Origin of the sequence: Paenibacillus sp. FSL R5-0923, assembly GCF_038009145.1 — a bacterium.
Taxonomy (GTDB): domain Bacteria; phylum Bacillota; class Bacilli; order Paenibacillales; family Paenibacillaceae; genus Paenibacillus_AQ.
Map to the genome: position 1 here is coordinate 490761 of NZ_JBBPAT010000001.1, position 15775 is coordinate 506535.

Annotated in this window: 14 protein-coding genes; 10 read left to right on the forward strand and 4 right to left on the reverse strand. The window is 43.4% G+C overall.

The features are described 5' to 3' along the window. Positions 1–22: 22 nt before the first annotated feature. The 3 genes from MKX35_RS02130 to MKX35_RS02140 form a co-directional block, all read right to left on the reverse strand. On the reverse strand, positions 23–856 hold the full coding sequence (locus MKX35_RS02130; protein ID WP_042184128.1) for a carbohydrate ABC transporter permease: 834 nt from the start codon (positions 854–856) through the stop codon (positions 23–25). Next, positions 856–1698, reverse strand: a complete 843-nt coding sequence (locus MKX35_RS02135) for a carbohydrate ABC transporter permease (protein ID WP_042184126.1) — start codon at positions 1696–1698, stop codon at positions 856–858. Before MKX35_RS02135 ends, MKX35_RS02130 begins: the two co-directional genes overlap by 1 nt. Before the next feature lie 156 nt (positions 1699–1854). Next, positions 1855–3237: an ABC transporter substrate-binding protein gene (locus MKX35_RS02140; RefSeq protein ID WP_076286658.1), complete on the reverse strand. Its 1383-nt coding sequence runs from the start codon at positions 3235–3237 to the stop codon at positions 1855–1857. 287 nt (positions 3238–3524) lie between these two features. Here MKX35_RS02140 and MKX35_RS02145 point away from each other — a divergent pair, with 287 nt between their 5' ends. The 3 genes from MKX35_RS02145 to MKX35_RS02155 are packed head-to-tail and all read left to right on the forward strand — an operon-like array spanning position 3525 to position 6653. After that, positions 3525–4175 (forward strand): hypothetical protein, encoded by a 651-nt coding sequence (locus MKX35_RS02145; RefSeq protein WP_076286659.1) that lies wholly within the window; start codon positions 3525–3527, stop codon positions 4173–4175. Then, on the forward strand, positions 4168–5289 hold the full coding sequence (locus tag MKX35_RS02150) for a hypothetical protein (RefSeq protein ID WP_143759509.1): 1122 nt from the start codon (positions 4168–4170) through the stop codon (positions 5287–5289). The genes MKX35_RS02145 and MKX35_RS02150 overlap by 8 nt, the downstream gene beginning before the upstream one ends. Before the next feature lie 14 nt (positions 5290–5303). After that, positions 5304–6653, forward strand: a complete 1350-nt coding sequence (locus MKX35_RS02155; RefSeq protein ID WP_076286661.1) for a bifunctional folylpolyglutamate synthase/dihydrofolate synthase — start codon at positions 5304–5306, stop codon at positions 6651–6653. Here MKX35_RS02155 and MKX35_RS02160 read toward each other — a convergent pair. After that, entirely contained in the window at positions 6648–7445 is a 798-nt protein-coding gene (locus MKX35_RS02160) for an ATP-grasp domain-containing protein (RefSeq protein WP_076286662.1), read from the reverse strand. The genes MKX35_RS02155 and MKX35_RS02160 overlap by 6 nt on opposite strands. Before the next feature lie 360 nt (positions 7446–7805). Between MKX35_RS02160 and MKX35_RS02165 the strand changes: the two genes are divergently transcribed. The 7 genes from MKX35_RS02165 (at position 7806) to MKX35_RS02195 (ending at position 15593) form a co-directional block, all read left to right on the forward strand. Beyond that, the gene (locus MKX35_RS02165) at positions 7806–8699 is read left to right on the forward strand and encodes a carbohydrate ABC transporter permease (RefSeq protein WP_042184117.1); all 894 of its coding nucleotides are present in this window, start codon (positions 7806–7808) and stop codon (positions 8697–8699) included. After that, the gene (locus tag MKX35_RS02170) at positions 8696–9574 is read left to right on the forward strand and encodes a carbohydrate ABC transporter permease (protein WP_042184115.1); all 879 of its coding nucleotides are present in this window, start codon (positions 8696–8698) and stop codon (positions 9572–9574) included. The genes MKX35_RS02165 and MKX35_RS02170 overlap by 4 nt, the downstream gene beginning before the upstream one ends. A gap of 53 nt (positions 9575–9627) precedes the next feature. Further along, entirely contained in the window at positions 9628–11013 is a 1386-nt protein-coding gene (locus tag MKX35_RS02175; RefSeq protein WP_076286664.1) for an ABC transporter substrate-binding protein, read from the forward strand. 133 nt (positions 11014–11146) lie between these two features. Beyond that, entirely contained in the window at positions 11147–12136 is a 990-nt protein-coding gene (locus tag MKX35_RS02180) for a LacI family DNA-binding transcriptional regulator (RefSeq protein ID WP_042184112.1), read from the forward strand. A gap of 30 nt (positions 12137–12166) precedes the next feature. Continuing rightward, positions 12167–13180: an N-acetylglucosamine kinase gene (locus MKX35_RS02185; RefSeq protein ID WP_076299944.1), complete on the forward strand. Its 1014-nt coding sequence runs from the start codon at positions 12167–12169 to the stop codon at positions 13178–13180. Continuing rightward, complete coding sequence (locus tag MKX35_RS02190) at positions 13170–14474, forward strand: 6-phospho-beta-glucosidase (RefSeq protein ID WP_371915750.1); 1305 nt, start codon at positions 13170–13172, stop codon at positions 14472–14474. The genes MKX35_RS02185 and MKX35_RS02190 overlap by 11 nt, the downstream gene beginning before the upstream one ends. Positions 14475–14495: 21 nt before the next feature. Next, positions 14496–15593, forward strand: a complete 1098-nt coding sequence (locus tag MKX35_RS02195) for a polysaccharide deacetylase family protein (protein WP_076299945.1) — start codon at positions 14496–14498, stop codon at positions 15591–15593. Positions 15594–15775 lie beyond the last annotated feature (182 nt).

A 15775-nucleotide genomic window follows, 5' to 3' on the forward strand; every position in this document is an offset into this window, starting at 1 on the left:
CGCTTCTACATACATATTCTATTTAACCCTTAACGGCTCCTGCAACGACACCTTCGATAATATATTTTTGGCAGGTGAGGTAGAAAATAATGATGGGTACAATAGCTAGAACTAGCATCGCCATCATAGCTCCCATATCAATCGATCCGTATCCACCTTTTAGGTACTGTATCGCAATAGGAATGGTTTTGTATTCAGTACCGATCAACAGGTCAGGCAACAGGAAGTCATTCCATACCCACATTACATTAAGAATCGCTACGGTTACAGCTATAGGCTTAAGGATGGGCAATACCACTTTAAAGAACGCCTGCGGTGGATTACATCCATCAATCATAACCGCCTCTTCAACCTCCAGTGGGATGGACTTCACAAATCCACTAAACATAAATACCGATAGCCCTGATCCAAATCCCAGATAGATCAAGATTATCCCAATCGGATTGTCGAGATGCAGTACATTGGCTGTCTTAGTCATTGTGAACATAACCATTTGGAACGGTACGATCATCGAGAACACAAATGCGTAATACATCAAGTTCGTGAATTTTGATTTCACCCGAGTAATATACCATGCGGTCATGGAAGTGAATAACACGATTACAGCAACCGAACACACCGTGATAAACAAGGACATTCCAAAAGCACTGAAGAAATCAATCTTCGCTATACCGCTAGTATAGTTCTTCAAACCAACAAAAGTAGTTCCATTAGGGAATAAGAAAGGTGTATCACTAATGTAGAACTTACCTTTAAAGGAGTTCATCAGAACAATAAAGATCGGAGATAAGAACGCAATGGCCAAGACCAACAAAATAGTGAATATGGAATAGTCTTTTGCTCTAGTCTGTTGCATTAGTTCTCAACCTCCTTTCTTCTAGTAATGACAAGTTGTACTAAGGCGATTAAGGCTACCAGTGCAAAGAATACGACGGCTTTCGCTTGACCAACACCTTCCCATCCTGTTTTTCCGTAGAAGGTATTGTAGATATCCAGTGCTAACATCGAGGTCTGCTTAGAAGGAGCACCAGCGGTCAACGCTAGGTTTTGGTCAAACAATTTGAATGAATTCGATAACGTTAGGAATAAGCAAATGGTAATGGATGGCATTACGAGTGGAATCGTCACATTACGTAAAATCTTTGAACGTGAAGCTCCATCAATTCTTGCGGCTTCTACTATATCCTTAGGCACATTTTGAATACCTGCAACATAGATAATCATCATGTAACCTATCAATTGCCAATTCATAAGGATGATTAATCCCCAAAATCCATAAGTTGCGTCAGAGGTCAAAGTAACTCCAAACTTATACAGAATTCCATTAAAGATCAGCTGCCAGATGTACCCTAATACGATACCGCCTATCAAGTTAGGCATGAAAAAAATAGTTCTAAATACATTAGTCCCTTTTAGCTTTCTAGTTAACAACATCGCCAGTATGAAGGCGAATACATTAATCGTAAGAACAGATAGAACTGTAAACTTAACAGTAAAGCCTAGTGCATTTAGAAATTCTTGATTTGAAAATGCTTTAATGTAATTTCCAAAACCTATCCATTTTGCATCATTGACGGTAGTAAACTCTGTAAAGGATAAATATATACCTAGAAGAAAAGGTACAACAAATGCGATCCCAAAGGCTATTATGGTCGGTAATGCAAAAAGAGCAAAATATTTTCTTATCGATTTTTCCATGGAGTCTTCTCCTATCTCAGTATGGAAAATGATGAAACAGATGAATTCACTCGAATTGTTGCTTAGTGCCACTGAAATTCCAAAGGGAATCCAGTGGCACTAAGCTTTTATCTTTATAACAACTGAGAGTTATTCAATCATTTTTCCATGCATTTATTATTTTGCCTTTTCAGCCTTCCAAGTGTCCTTAAAGATGGTTACAACTTCATCCCAGGTTTTATTGCCTTGAGCGTATTGCAAGAGCGCATCACCAAAGACATTTTTGAACTCTTCACTTGGGAATGCCGCAAATGTCCAAGCTACAGAAGTCAGATCTTTTTCCATCCAAGCGGATACTTCTTTAGCAAGTGGATCTGCTGGTTTTTCGCTGTCTTCAAACGTATTGAATGGAGCGATGAAACCTAAGTCGTTCGTTACATAAGCTTTACCTTTTTCACTGGAGAACAACCATTCCAAAAATGCGATAGAAGCTTGTTGGTTCTCAGCAGAGGCTTTGCTGTTGATTGCCAAATAGTTTTCTGTACCTACAGCCAGACCTTGTTTTTCTTCGCCTTCCATACCTGTGTAGATAGGCAAGAATTTGATGTCCTCAGCTTTAACTACGTTACCATCTACATCATTGATTTGTGACCAAGCCCAGTTACCGTTTTGAACCATCGCTGCGTTACCCAGTGCGAATTCAGCCATGGAGTCCGCTACAGATTTACTACCCAGAAGGGATTCTTTAGTCACAGAGTTTTTGATATAAAGATCAAAGATGTTTTTGAATTTATCGTTATATTTGAATTCAACTTCCTTAGAAGCCAGACCGGCAAGAACTGTGTTATCAAACTCAGTGTTGTCTTTGAATTCATAGTACAGTGGCAAGTTAGCCAAGTGAGTCTGCCATCTCCATTGTTCACCAGCAGCGAGGGAAGTCGAGGCGAATACACCTTTGATACCCAGTTGATCTTTTTTAGCGGTCATATCTTCTACTACTGCTTTCAAAGTCTCGAAATTATTGATTTCAGTTGTGGAAGAGATCGAAACAGCTTTGTCAGCTAAAGCAAAGTATTTCTTCATAATGGCGTCGTTGTAGATAATACCGTAGCCTTCAACTACGTAAGGGATACCATACACGCCTTCGCCTTCAGTTACAGCCAAGCTTTTGTCGGACAAGTAGCTGTATAGCTTAGTATCTTTCAAATCCAAGGTGTAATCTTTCCAAGCTTGGAAACCAACAGGTCCATTAATTTGGAAGATCGTAGGTGCATCGGACTTAGAAATTTCGGATTTCAATTTGGTTTCGTAAGTACCTGCTGCAGCTGTTACGACTTTTACTTTAACGCCTGTCTCCGCTTCGTAATCCTTAGCGATTTTTTCATATATCTCTGCAATTTCAGGCTTGAAGTTTAAAAAGTAAACCGATCCATTTTTACCAGATGAAGCGTTTCCACCATTGGTTGCTGTATTGTTCTCTTTATTCCCACACCCTGCTGCCAAGACTACAACCATAGACATTACCAACATGAGCCCTAGATATTTTTTAATATTCTTCATTTTTCTTCCCCCTCGAACTTTTTATTAAATTACCTCTCTTAAAGACGTCTCCGAGCTTGCTCACCGAGAATAATGTCAGCGTTTTCATTTCACTTAAATATTCTCCGCTTTTTTTCCGGTATCCTTATCGGTAACGTTTTCAATTGAAATATTAGCACACCGTTTGGAACATTTCAATAACCATTTTATTGCAGAAACTCGCCATTACAAATCTTCAAACGTTATAATAGACAAGTATAAACGCCTTCGACTTTCTTATATTTTTTAAAATAACTATGAATAGGTGATTGCATATCTTATCTCTGATCGAAAAGTATGAGTTACAATTCTCTAATAATAATTATTTTGGCGATATCGGGGTAGAGCCCTCTTACTCCATTGTAAAAGGTACTCTTCCTGTCCTTGTGTCCGCTCCGCATACCATTAACCACTATAGAGAGCATGCAGTAAAACCTGCGGACATGTATACAGGTTCTCTTGCGCTGCTGTTACAAAAGCTTACCAATTGCTACTGTATCTATTCCAATAGCTTCTCCAAAGAAGACCCCAATTACATCCTTGGCGGAGAATATAAGACTGCACTTGGAACAATTGTCAAAGAACATCAAATTAACTTTGTTATAGACTTGCATGGTGCCTCTAAGAATAGGGAATTTGATATTGATCTAGGTACATTACACGGAACTTCCATACAAGAAAATAATATAAATGAAGTCGTACGTATTTTTTTCAATAATGGTATTACCAATGTTCATCAAAACCATACATTTTCTGCATCTCATCCGGGAACGGTCACATCATATTCCGCCAAAGAGCTGTTAGTTCAAAGTATTCAAATTGAAATTAATCGAAATTATCGTAACCCGAAATCATTTGATTTATTCCAAAAAACCATTCATTCCCTCGAACAAATCATCAATCAATTGGGAGGTGCCTAACATAAATATCGAGCAGACCTTCACCCTATTGGACAAACAAAGCTATACTGCCCGGGAAGAACTCACGATGAACCCCGATGAGCTGGCTGAATTAGGCTTAGTCCACCATATCTTTGTCGAGCTTAAAGCAGAGAATGATGCTCAGGTTAGCTGTTTGCTTTTATCTAAAAGTGATATCCCTAGAGGCAGTATTCAATTATCTAAAAGAGCAAAGGACAAGCTAGGAGATTGCCCCATAACAGGATTAACCATTACTAAACCTGAGTACAACACGATCCTTCGGGGAATTCCTAAAGTGGACGAGATTGCCAAACCTTATGTCAAAGCTTGTCCAACGCTCGTCCGCAAATATTCGAACCATGTAGAGCTGATTAATCCTAAGAATGGCTTTCGGGTAAACTTAACGTTAAAAGAGGATGACACAGCCAAGCCGAATGCACTATATTTCAACAGATATATCATGTTGTTACTTGAGACTCATGCCACTGAGGATGATCAACTAATTATTACCCGTGCAAGAACAAGTCCTCAGTCCAAGCCAGGCATACATAAACTTATACATCTGGGAATCAAACGGCCCTTAACCGCATTAGGAAATCTTTTTATTGGCAAAAGAGAGCTTACGCTAAGAGTAGGACATCCCTATCCTTTTGATGAGCACCAAAATCTATGCCGAATTCACCCCAATGTTAGAAAGCTGCTGGGCATGGAAGAGACCGACAAAATCGTCATCACCTATAACAACAAAGAAATCACCGTCCCCATCTTAGATATAGACACTGAGCATATTGCCCAGTTGATCAAGCTAAATGAGGAGGATGATCAGCTCAAATTTATCGACAGCCACTTATTTATCGGAATCACCGCTTTGTCACGAAATGAACTAGAAATCCCCAGTATCGGCACATCGGTTACCGTAAAGAGAAGCATGAACTCCCTATTCTTAAAACACTTAAATAAGCTGGTCTTGCCTGTAATTGCTCTATTGTTTACAGTAGTACAGCTGTATAAGGATTTGAACTGGAGCATCGCTCTGACCGTTGCTATTTCTCTGATACTACTTCCGATAATCATCTACACGACACTATCTGAAGAACGAGCAAAAATTAACTAAATGGAGCGATGATCGTGGAATTCACTTCACAAGCCCAGGTAGAAGATATGATCTACAGCTCTTATCTAAGAGCCATTAACAACATCACAGAAACTTTGGATGGACAAGTTAGACGACCGGAATTAACCAGAGAATTGCTGGAACTAGTCGGAAATCCGGATCGAGATCAACAATACATACTAGTCACAGGCAGTAAAGGTAAGGGCTCCACCTCAAGGTTTATCTCTTCTTTGTTAAGTCACCTAGGCTATAAAGTGGGCTTGTTTACCTCCCCTCATCTGGTGGATTTCAACGAAAGAATACGGATTGACGGGCGGGCCATATCCAAAGAGGATTTTATACGATTAGGAAATGTGGTTCGCGAGGGATTTCAAACGATTGAAGATCAGCTTGCCGCTGATGAGTATCAGGGTCCTGTTGGGGTGGGTCTGGCGATTGCGACGTTGTACTTCAAGGAGAATCATACCGATTTCAATGTAATTGAATGTGGAAGAGGCGGAAGGTTTGATGACACGAATGTCCTGAAGAATGATTGGGCTGTCATTACTCCGATTATGGAGGAACATGTAGCTAATTTGGGACCTGACCTGAACAGCATTACACTACATAAACTGGGCATCGTCAAAAACAAGGCTACTAACGTCTATATCAGCAAACAGAAATCGAGCGTACTTGCGACTATAAAAGCGAACCTCACTTCCAATACTGTCCAGTATTATGAGGAGCAGTTCTGGGCTGACTCTATTGCAATAACACCCGTTGGAACTACTTTTAATGTTCAGACAAATCAAGCGGGTTACCCGTCCTTAACGATTCCGTTATTGGGGCAATTTCAAGCTCTAAATGCAGCCACTGCAGTCGCGCTATGTGAGGATATCACAAGTGGTCCTCTGAATAGGGAACTCGTTCTCAAATGCTTTGCACAATTGCAATGGCCGGGTCGCTGTGAAGTGATCTGCCATGATCCATTAACGATAATTGACGGAGCAATTCATAAAGAGTCGGCAGGCTATTTGGCTGAGCTTATTCAACTTGTGAATCCTGACCGCAGCCGAGCTGTAACTTCAATTATCGGTGTCCCAAAAGATAAAGATTACCCAGGGGTTATCGAAGTGATGAGTTCGGTCTCGGATCAATTAATCATCACAAAGCCCGATATTAGTCATCTTTCTTTTCCTACAGATGCACTCCATGTTGCCAAACGTTTTATCGAACAAAGTTACGAGTTCCCCTATTTAGAGGACGCTCTAATGCACATACAAACTCGCTCGTCTTCCGAGATTATTGTAATTGTTGGCACGCAAACCTTTATCGGAAATGCCAAAAGATTATTCGGGCAATCGCTGCTCGATATCGGCTTATAGCTTCTCAAAGCGCTGGAGAATGACTTCCTGATAAAGATCAGATAGAGCTGGCACTTCACTTGGATTCTGCTTACAATACTCATCTAGCATAACCTTATGATTCACTTCGATCACCCTGAGGCCTTGATCTGTCTCCAAAATATCCACGGAGCAGAAATCAAGGCCCATCGCTTTAGAGGTCTCGGAAGCAAGCGCCGCAAGCGCCGCTCGTTTGGCCTGATCGCTAACCTCAATAGCAACAGCCCCGTTAATCAAATTGTGCTTCCACGAGCGAACTCTTTTTTTGCCAAGGAATACACGCGCCTGGTGATTAAAAGTTACGATTCTATACTCAATCTCCGCTTCATAATAGGGACCTATTGCCCCATTAAGCTGTAAAGAAAATAATAAATCCAGCTTTTCGTGCAGATCGGCTATCTCATTAATTTTGTACACATGATTTCCCTGTGCCCCGTTATCCTGCTTCATAACTACTTCTCCATTGAACGCTTGGAAATAACGTTCAGCCAATGAATAAGGATTCAAGTTGTTAAATTTGGAGTCAGGATGTGGCAAATAAATATGTTCTACCGCGGGGATATTCGCCTTATACAAAACGTCATAAGTTAGAGATTTACTCATAGCAATGATCGTAGAAGCACTGTTGTTTAGTCCGATCTCAGCGTCTACCATCACAAATGATTTCAATCCATCCGTAGCTCTATATACGAAATTCGGTGTAACTTCCTCAAAGGTAATCCCTGAGGTTGTAACAGAATGCTGGATCATTTTTAAGTAAGGTCTAGTCGTCATTCAGTTTCCTCATTTCTCACAAAATATGACCAAACCTAATCATAGCATGAGAAATATCAATCGAAAATAACATTTATATGTTATAATTACTATCACAAAAACCTTAGAAATCTTGTTCGAGGGACTTTCCCAAAAAAATAACAGAGTTAATGTTATGTTTAATGACTGATAGCGCTCTTATAGTTAAAAATAAGTATTGATTATTTAGTGATCATCCTCTATGATAAGCTTATCAAGCGAACCAAAAAGTTAAAGCGGTTAAACTTTAATACCAAGGTATCTATTATTATTGCTACTTAATAGTATTAGCACGACCAAAAGTTAAAGCGCTTATACTTTAAAATGAGAGGTTGGTGTGTCATGATCAATCGCGAGAACAGGCGGCAGACTTTCTACATGTATCTGTTCATTTCTCCTTGGATTATCGGCTTCCTAGTATTCGCCCTTTATCCTATCTTATCATCGCTTTACTTCAGCTTTACTGATTATGACATCATACACCCACCTAAGTTTATCGGGCTCGCTAACTACACAGAGATGTTTCACAATGACCTATTCTGGAAATCGGTGGTTGTCACACTGAGATATACCTTCATCGGTGTACCTATCCAGCTTGTTCTCGGTCTTGGATTTGCGCTATTGCTTCACCAGACCATTCCCCTGCGCGGCTTTTTCCGAACGGCCATGTATTTTCCAAGCATGGTATCCGGCGTGGCCATGTCCCTCCTATGGTACTGGATCTTCAACCCGCAGATCGGGCTCTTCAATTACATCCTTTCCTGGTTCGGTATTCATGGACCGGCTTGGCTGATGAACCCGGACACTGCACTATATGCCTTGATCATCATGACCTTCTGGACAGCAGGCTCAGGAATGATTTTATTCCTCGCAGGTCTGCAAGGCGTACCGGCTAGCTTGATCGAAGCCGCTAACCTTGACGGTGCCGGACGCTTCAGAATTTTCTTGAACATTACCTTACCGATGATCTCTCCCGTGCTGCTTTTTCAACTAATTATGGGACTGATCGATTCCTTCCAAGTCTTTACCCAAGCTTTTGTTATGACTCAAGGAGGTCCAAATTACTCTACCTGGTTCTATGTCTATAATCTCTACACCAGTGCTTTCAAAGAATATCGTGCCGGTTATTCCTCAGCCTTGGCATGGGTGCTCCTCATCGTAGTTATGCTGTGCACCGCACTAATTATGAAATTGTCTAACCGTTATGTTCACTACGAAGGAGGCGGACGCAAATGAGTACAGTCAGAGCGCTAAGCCCCCAGACTAAAGGAACCAAACGCCGTCGAAAAGTGGAGCCTGTTAAGATTTTTAGCTTTATTACTTTAGTAGTTACAACATTTCTGATGCTGCTTCCTTTGTTCTTCATGGTCTCCACTTCACTTAAGTCCAAACGTGAGATGCTGAAGTTCCCACCCACCTTTCTTCCAGAGAGCTGGCAGTGGAGCAATTACACAGAAATATTTGATACCCTGCAGTTCGGTACGCTTTACAAAAATAGTTTAATTATCGCCGGTCTCAGCGTTGTAGGCACCTTGATTTCTTCAGCGCTGGTCGCCTATGGATTCGCCAGATTCAGAGGTAGAGGAAATCAGATATGGTTCATCCTATTGTTGAGCACAATGATGTTGCCTTATCCAGCCATTATGATTCCGCAATTCGTACTCTTTTCACAAATGAACTGGATTGACACCTTCCTACCCTTGATTGTGCCTGCTTTTTTCGGCTCAGCTTATAACATTTTCCTGCTGCGCCAATTCTTCTCCACGTTGCCTGAAGAGCTGTTTGATGCCGGACGCATTGATGGATGCGGCGAAATACGGATGTGGGCTACTATAGCACTCCCACTCTCCAAACCCGCCCTTGCAACTGTAGCTATCTTTGCTTTTATCTACAACTGGAACGATCTGCTTACACCGGTGCTTTACCTAAGCTCGTCAGAGAAGTTCACGCTACCCGTCGGGATGGCTTCTCTCACCTCATCGAGATTCCGCATTCCACCTTGGCATTTGCTGATGGTCGCTTCGGTTCTAGCTATGGTTCCTATCGTTACGCTGTTTGCTGTAGCACAGAAACAGTTCGTCGAAGGGATTGTACTTACAGGGATTAAGTAATAATCCGCCATCCGGGCGGCCAAATATACTTGAAATCATGGAGGGTTTAGCTAATGAACAAGAACAGGAAAAGTAGTGCGCTTTTACTTGCAACAACCATGCTTGTTGTTCTGGCATTGTCAGGCTGTAGTGGCGGCAAATCGGCGGGTAACACTCTATCTGAAGGAACTGGTGGCTCGACTAATTCAGGAGGCAAAGCAGAAACGGTAACCATCACCCATTACACAATAGATTCAGAAGACCGGACTTTTGTTGAGAAATTAATTCCTGATTTCGAAAAGCAGCACCCGAACATTAAAGTAAAAGTGGAAAAAGCACCTTATGAGCAGTTCGACAGCAAGCTGCAAACGCTAATTGCCGGTGGCAAATCACCCGATGTGACAAGTCACTGGGGTTATGGAGGTTTCGCAGAATACTACAACAAAGATATGCTGCTCGATTTAACCGACCTAATAAAAGAGGATGGTTTCAAGGCAGCCGATTACAACATCCCAGAGAACCTGATGAACATTTATAAGGTTAAAGATCACACATATGGTATCCCAGTTAATATGTATGTCACCTTGATGCTCTATAACAAAGACATGTTTGATGCTGCCAAACTGACTTACCCAACAAGCGATTATGAAGATAAGAGCTGGACGTTTGAAAAGATGGTCGACCAGGCTAAACAAATGACTCTCGTCTCCGATGATATTGCCAAAACACAATATGGCGTAGACTTCACCTGGTCTGAACGCGATATGCGGCCATTATATTTTGGAGCGCAGCCTTATTCAGAGGATACATGGACGAATGGCGGCGTGCCTTCCGAGACTTATTTTGATTCCCCTGAAGTGATTGCTGCCTACAACAAACTCTTTGATCTCGTCTTCAAAGATAAAGTCTCTCCTTCCTCCGAGTGGAGCAAAAGCGTAGCTGGACAGAACGGTGATCCCTTTGTTGCAGGCAAAATCGGGATGTCTATCGGTGGCTCATGGAACCTTGCAGGTGCGAATGACTTTCCCTTCAAAATCGGTGTAGCCGCTGTACCATGGGGAGGCAACGATAAGGTACGCAGCACACTTTACGTCGATCCGCTGCTGATCTTGAAGGACTCCAAACATCCGAAGGAAGCTTTGGAATGGATCAAATATTTGATCACTACCGAAGTGCAGGAGAAATCCATTGAGCTTAGTGGCGGTAACCCGCCAGTCAACACCGAAGCTGCTGAAGCATACTATAAACATTTTGACGGCATCGATCCACAAGATATCAAAAATGTCTACGAGGGTGCTGTGAACTATGGCTTCGAATCCTACAACCATTTGATCACCAACTACTCGCAAATTAATGACATGTTCATTAATGAATTGCAGCCAGTAGAAACTGGACATAAGACGGTGGAAGAGGTGATGACGACGATTCAGAAAAAAGTTACGGAGATCATTCATCGTTAATATTTGGCAGATATACCGTCCCTTTAGGGACGGTATACCTGTTTGAAATCATACGTTTAGCGGACAGTCTGCCAACCCTGTATACTAAAGGTAGAAAACAGGATCGGAAAATCTGCCGCGAGGAGAACTAGAGATGAAAGTGAGTATTTTTGATGTAGCCAAAAAATCAGGATTATCGGTTGTAACCGTATCCCGGGTCTTAAATGGGGCCGAATCGGTACGCGAGAATAATCGCCAGAAGGTGCTGGAGGCCATTAAAGAGCTGGATTATCGCCCTAATGCAGCGGCACGCAGTCTGGCAAGCGGTAAGACGGGAATTATCGGGATTATTGTCACGACCCTGCAGGATTCTTTTTTTGACGCAGTGGTCAAAGAGCTGAATGAAGTCTTAGCGATGCATGGTTATTTTTTGGCCATCTCCATCTCAGCAGGCATCGAATCGGATGATAGCCATTATTTAATCCAGGAGGATCGTGTAGACGGTTTGTTTCTACTCTCTCCGATGGAAGAGGATAATTATATTGTGGAATTAAAACGGCGCGGCATCCCCTATGTGCTGATTGATAACCAAAAGCCCGAGAATGACACCTACTCTATCACGATCGACAACTTCAAGGGTGGCTATATGGCTACCAGTCATCTGTTAGCGCTTGGTCATACGTCAATTGCTCATCTATGTGGACAGGAGATGTTCCGTAGTACGCGGGAGCGGCGTGCCGGATTCCTACAAGCGCTTGAGGAAAAAGGTCTTACTCCATTTGAGATTGTACATGGTGATTTCGAAATTGGAATGGGATACGAAACCTGCAAGCGTTGGCTGAACGAAGGACAATTACCTACTGCGGTATTCGCTGGCGATGACAATATCGCCCTTGGCGTCATCAACGCGTTAATGGAAGCTGGCATTCGGGTACCCGAACAAGTAGCTGTGATTGGCTATGATGATCATTATATTGCTTCACAGCTTCATCCATATTTAACAACGATCCGTCAGCCTTCGGACAAAATTGGATTAGCAGCTGCCGAAATGCTCTTAAAACGTATCTCTGGAAAGATGAAGCGCGGAGCTGGAGTAAAGATTGACCCAGAGTTAATTGTACGGGAATCTACTACTTCCAATTAATTAAATCATATAAACAAGGAGTGACAACCATTGACTTACTACTTGGGGATCGATGGTGGAGGCACCAAAACCTATGCTCTGCTATGCGATGAACATGGCAATGTTCTCGGTAAGGGCAGGAGCGGTAACGGCAACCACCAGACAGGCGCACTTGAGGCAGCCAACAGCATTCGAGAGGCCACATTCGGGGCACTAGATGAGGCTGGACTCCGATTGGAGGACATCCAACATACCTATCTTGGGCTTGCCGGTGCTGACCGAGAGGCCGATTATCTCATTCTCCATCCAATGATTCGCGAGATCGGATTTATCAATTACACCATTAACTGTGACACCATGATCGGATTACGTGCAGGGACGACTCGCCCTTATGGAGTTGCACTAATCTGCGGCACAGGCACCAATTCGGCAGGCAGAAACACGCGAGGAGAGCACTATCAGTGTGGTGGCTTTGACTACATGTACGGTGACTTCGGCGGTGGCGGTGCACTCAACATTGAAGTCTTTCGTTCTGTCATAAGAGCTTGGGATGGACGGGAGCAACCTACCCTCTTGACCGGACTTCTACTCAACTTGCTAGGTTATGAGGAAGTTGCAGATATGTTTAATGATTTCCTCAATCATTGGAAAAGGGTCCCTGTTCATGCTGCTCGCTTGCTCTTCGAAGCAGCAGCTGAAGGAGATGCTGTAGCCTTAGAGATTCTAAATCGGCAAGGCGTTGAGTTAGGGAAGTCCGCTGCGGCAGTCATCCACAAGCTTGGGATGGAGCAGGACACCTTCGATGTGGTTCTGGCGGGAAGTCTGCTAACCCGTGGGGATCGCGGCTGGATTCGCGGACCTATTGAGAAAGCTGTACAAGCCGCAGCTCCACAAGCAACTGTGGTGACTCTTGCCACAGAGCCTGTAGTAGGTGCCGTATGGTCCGCGATGGATCAAGATGGTTTGACCCTTAGTAATGAAGCGTATGAGACCATGCGGCAATTTCAAGATTATGAATCGATCCAACAAACAAAAAAGACAGGAGTGGTTGATCTTGGCAACTAATCAAGGATTAAAGATCGCAGTTATCGGTGGGGGTTCTTCGTATACACCCGAATTGGTAGAGGGATTTATTCTTCATTACAAGGAGCTTCCTGTTCGTGAACTATGGCTCGTAGACATCGAACCTGGACTTCGCAAGCTGAATATCGTTGGAAATCTCGCTAAACGCATGGTTGAGAAATCCGGGCTTCCGATTGAAGTTCATCTTACAACAGACCGCCGGAAGGCTATCGAAGGTGCAGACTTCGTCAGCACTCAGATGCGTGTCGGTATGCTTGATGCCCGCGCACGTGATGAATCGATTCCTCTTAAATATGGTGTCATTGGTCAAGAAACGACAGGTCCTGGCGGAATGATGAAAGCACTGCGTACGATCCCTGTCATTCTGGATGTATGCCGGGATATCGAAGAGCTGGCTCCTAACGCATGGCTGCTCAATTTCACCAATCCTGCAGGAATGGTCACTGAGGCTGTTCTGAAATACTCCAAAGTAAAGAGTATCGGTCTCTGTAATGCACCTATCGGTCTGATCAAACAAGTATCCGCCAAATATAACGTAGCTGCCGACCGTGTTTATGCCGAATTCGTTGGTCTGAATCACTTACACTGGATTACTCGAATCGACGTTGAAGGTGAAGATAAGCTGGATGATATGCTCACAGAGGGCTACAGTGCCAAGAACGTGCCAGCCCGAGAGTGGAATCCAGAATTCCTAAAATCTCTTCGCGCCGTGCCTTCCTACTATTTGAAATATTTCTATATGACGGATGCCATGCTCGAAGAGCAGATGGAATCGTTTAAGCAAGGTATCAACCGTGCTGAAGTCGTCAAACGCGTAGAAGAAGAGCTATTTGAGTTATACGCCAACTTAGAGCTGAGCGAGAAACCGAAACAGCTAGAACAACGCGGTGGTGCTTTCTATTCAGAAGCAGCAGTTAATCTCATGAGATCGCTCTATAACGGTTCAAACGACATCCAGACCTTGAATGTTGCTAACCGTGGCATACTGGACTTTTTGCCAGATGATGCAAGCATTGAAGTGAACTGTGTTGTCACCAAGAACGGACCACTACCTCTACCACTGACTAAGATTCCACCGATGGCCAAAGGGCTTATTCATGCTGTCAAAACCTACGAGCAGCTAGCCATTGATGCCGCTGTGACCGGTGATCGTGCGCTTGCCCTTCAGGCAATGGTGCATCATCCACTCGTTCCATCTGTAGATGTGGCGGTTCGTATGCTGGATGAAATGCTGGAAGCAAATAAAGAGTTCTTGCCGAACTTTTTTACTAAATAACCATAGAGATGAGGCGTCAATATGTCAGCTAAAGCGGTTTGGAAAGGCGATGTGAACCAAGCCATCTGCGCGTTTACATTTGATGATGGGCCTTCCCAGCTTCCCGTTGAATTATGGCTTGATGTTTTGGAGGAGGAAGGTGCTGTCGGCACCTTTTTCTTCACTGGGGAATGGATGGATCGCTATCCAGAGAAGGCGAGATTGATCCTGTCCCGTGGTCATGTGCTTGCTCCGCATACGTACCATCATCGGCGAATGGCCCAAGTGCCAAAGGCGGTATTCTTAGAGCAATTGAAGCTGACTGAGCTGGCCTATCAGGACGCAACGGGTCTCCCTTCTCCCAATTTCATGCGTTTTCCATATTGCTCATTCCGGGAAGAAAATCTCGAGTGGCTGACAGAATGGGGCGATTATCTAGATATTGAAGGCGTTGACTGCGGAGATTGGTCTGGTATTTCTGCTGAAGAGATCGTTGCCAGAGTTGAACCTACGCTTGAGAATGGAACCATTGTAGTCATGCATAGTAATGATGTTGCAAAAGGTTCACCGGATGCACTGAGAGCACTTATTCGGATCGCCAAGCAAAGAGGCTTGGAAAGTGTCGGCGTACCTGAGATCCTTGGGTCCATTGGCGTAGAAGTAAACCACAGACCCTGGAAAATAGTCGTAGACGTTCCCGCAGAGTTAGATCATCCCTTGGAAAATTGGATCCCTTTAGAAAATAGTAAGCAGCTTGCCGACCTCGCGACCCAGACAACTGAGTGGAACATTCCGCAATATACACTGCATTTCACTTCTGAAAAGGAGTGGCTGGAGCATCTGGAGAGTCCACTAGAAGAGGTTGGAGTGACAGAGGATCGCGAGTTGTTTACCATACGGCAATTTGATGGCAGCTATTGGGGATATGTACGCGCGGGTGTCATAGACAATACCCTTGTATTATTAGATTATGCGGCTAAAGAAGCGCAGGCTGATACCTTGGTGTACTTGCTTCGCTGGGCTGCGGATACTTCGATCAGATTGGGCTTAACCCGGATCGATGCTAGGCTGAATATTCGCAAAATCAGCGAGATGTGCAGACAGTTAGGCTGGCAGTCAGAGATAGTAGAAGATCAATAAGAGACATCATCTATACTGATAAATAGTTGCGGTAAAAAACAGCGCTCCCCCGTTATTGGTGGATCGCTGTTTTGCGTTATGAGAATGGTAAACATCCCAGCAGTAAACGCCGTAATCCCAGTTTGCTCTACTATCATCCAAATGTAAGCTCTAATTGAAAGCTGTTGTTCCTTTCGGTACAA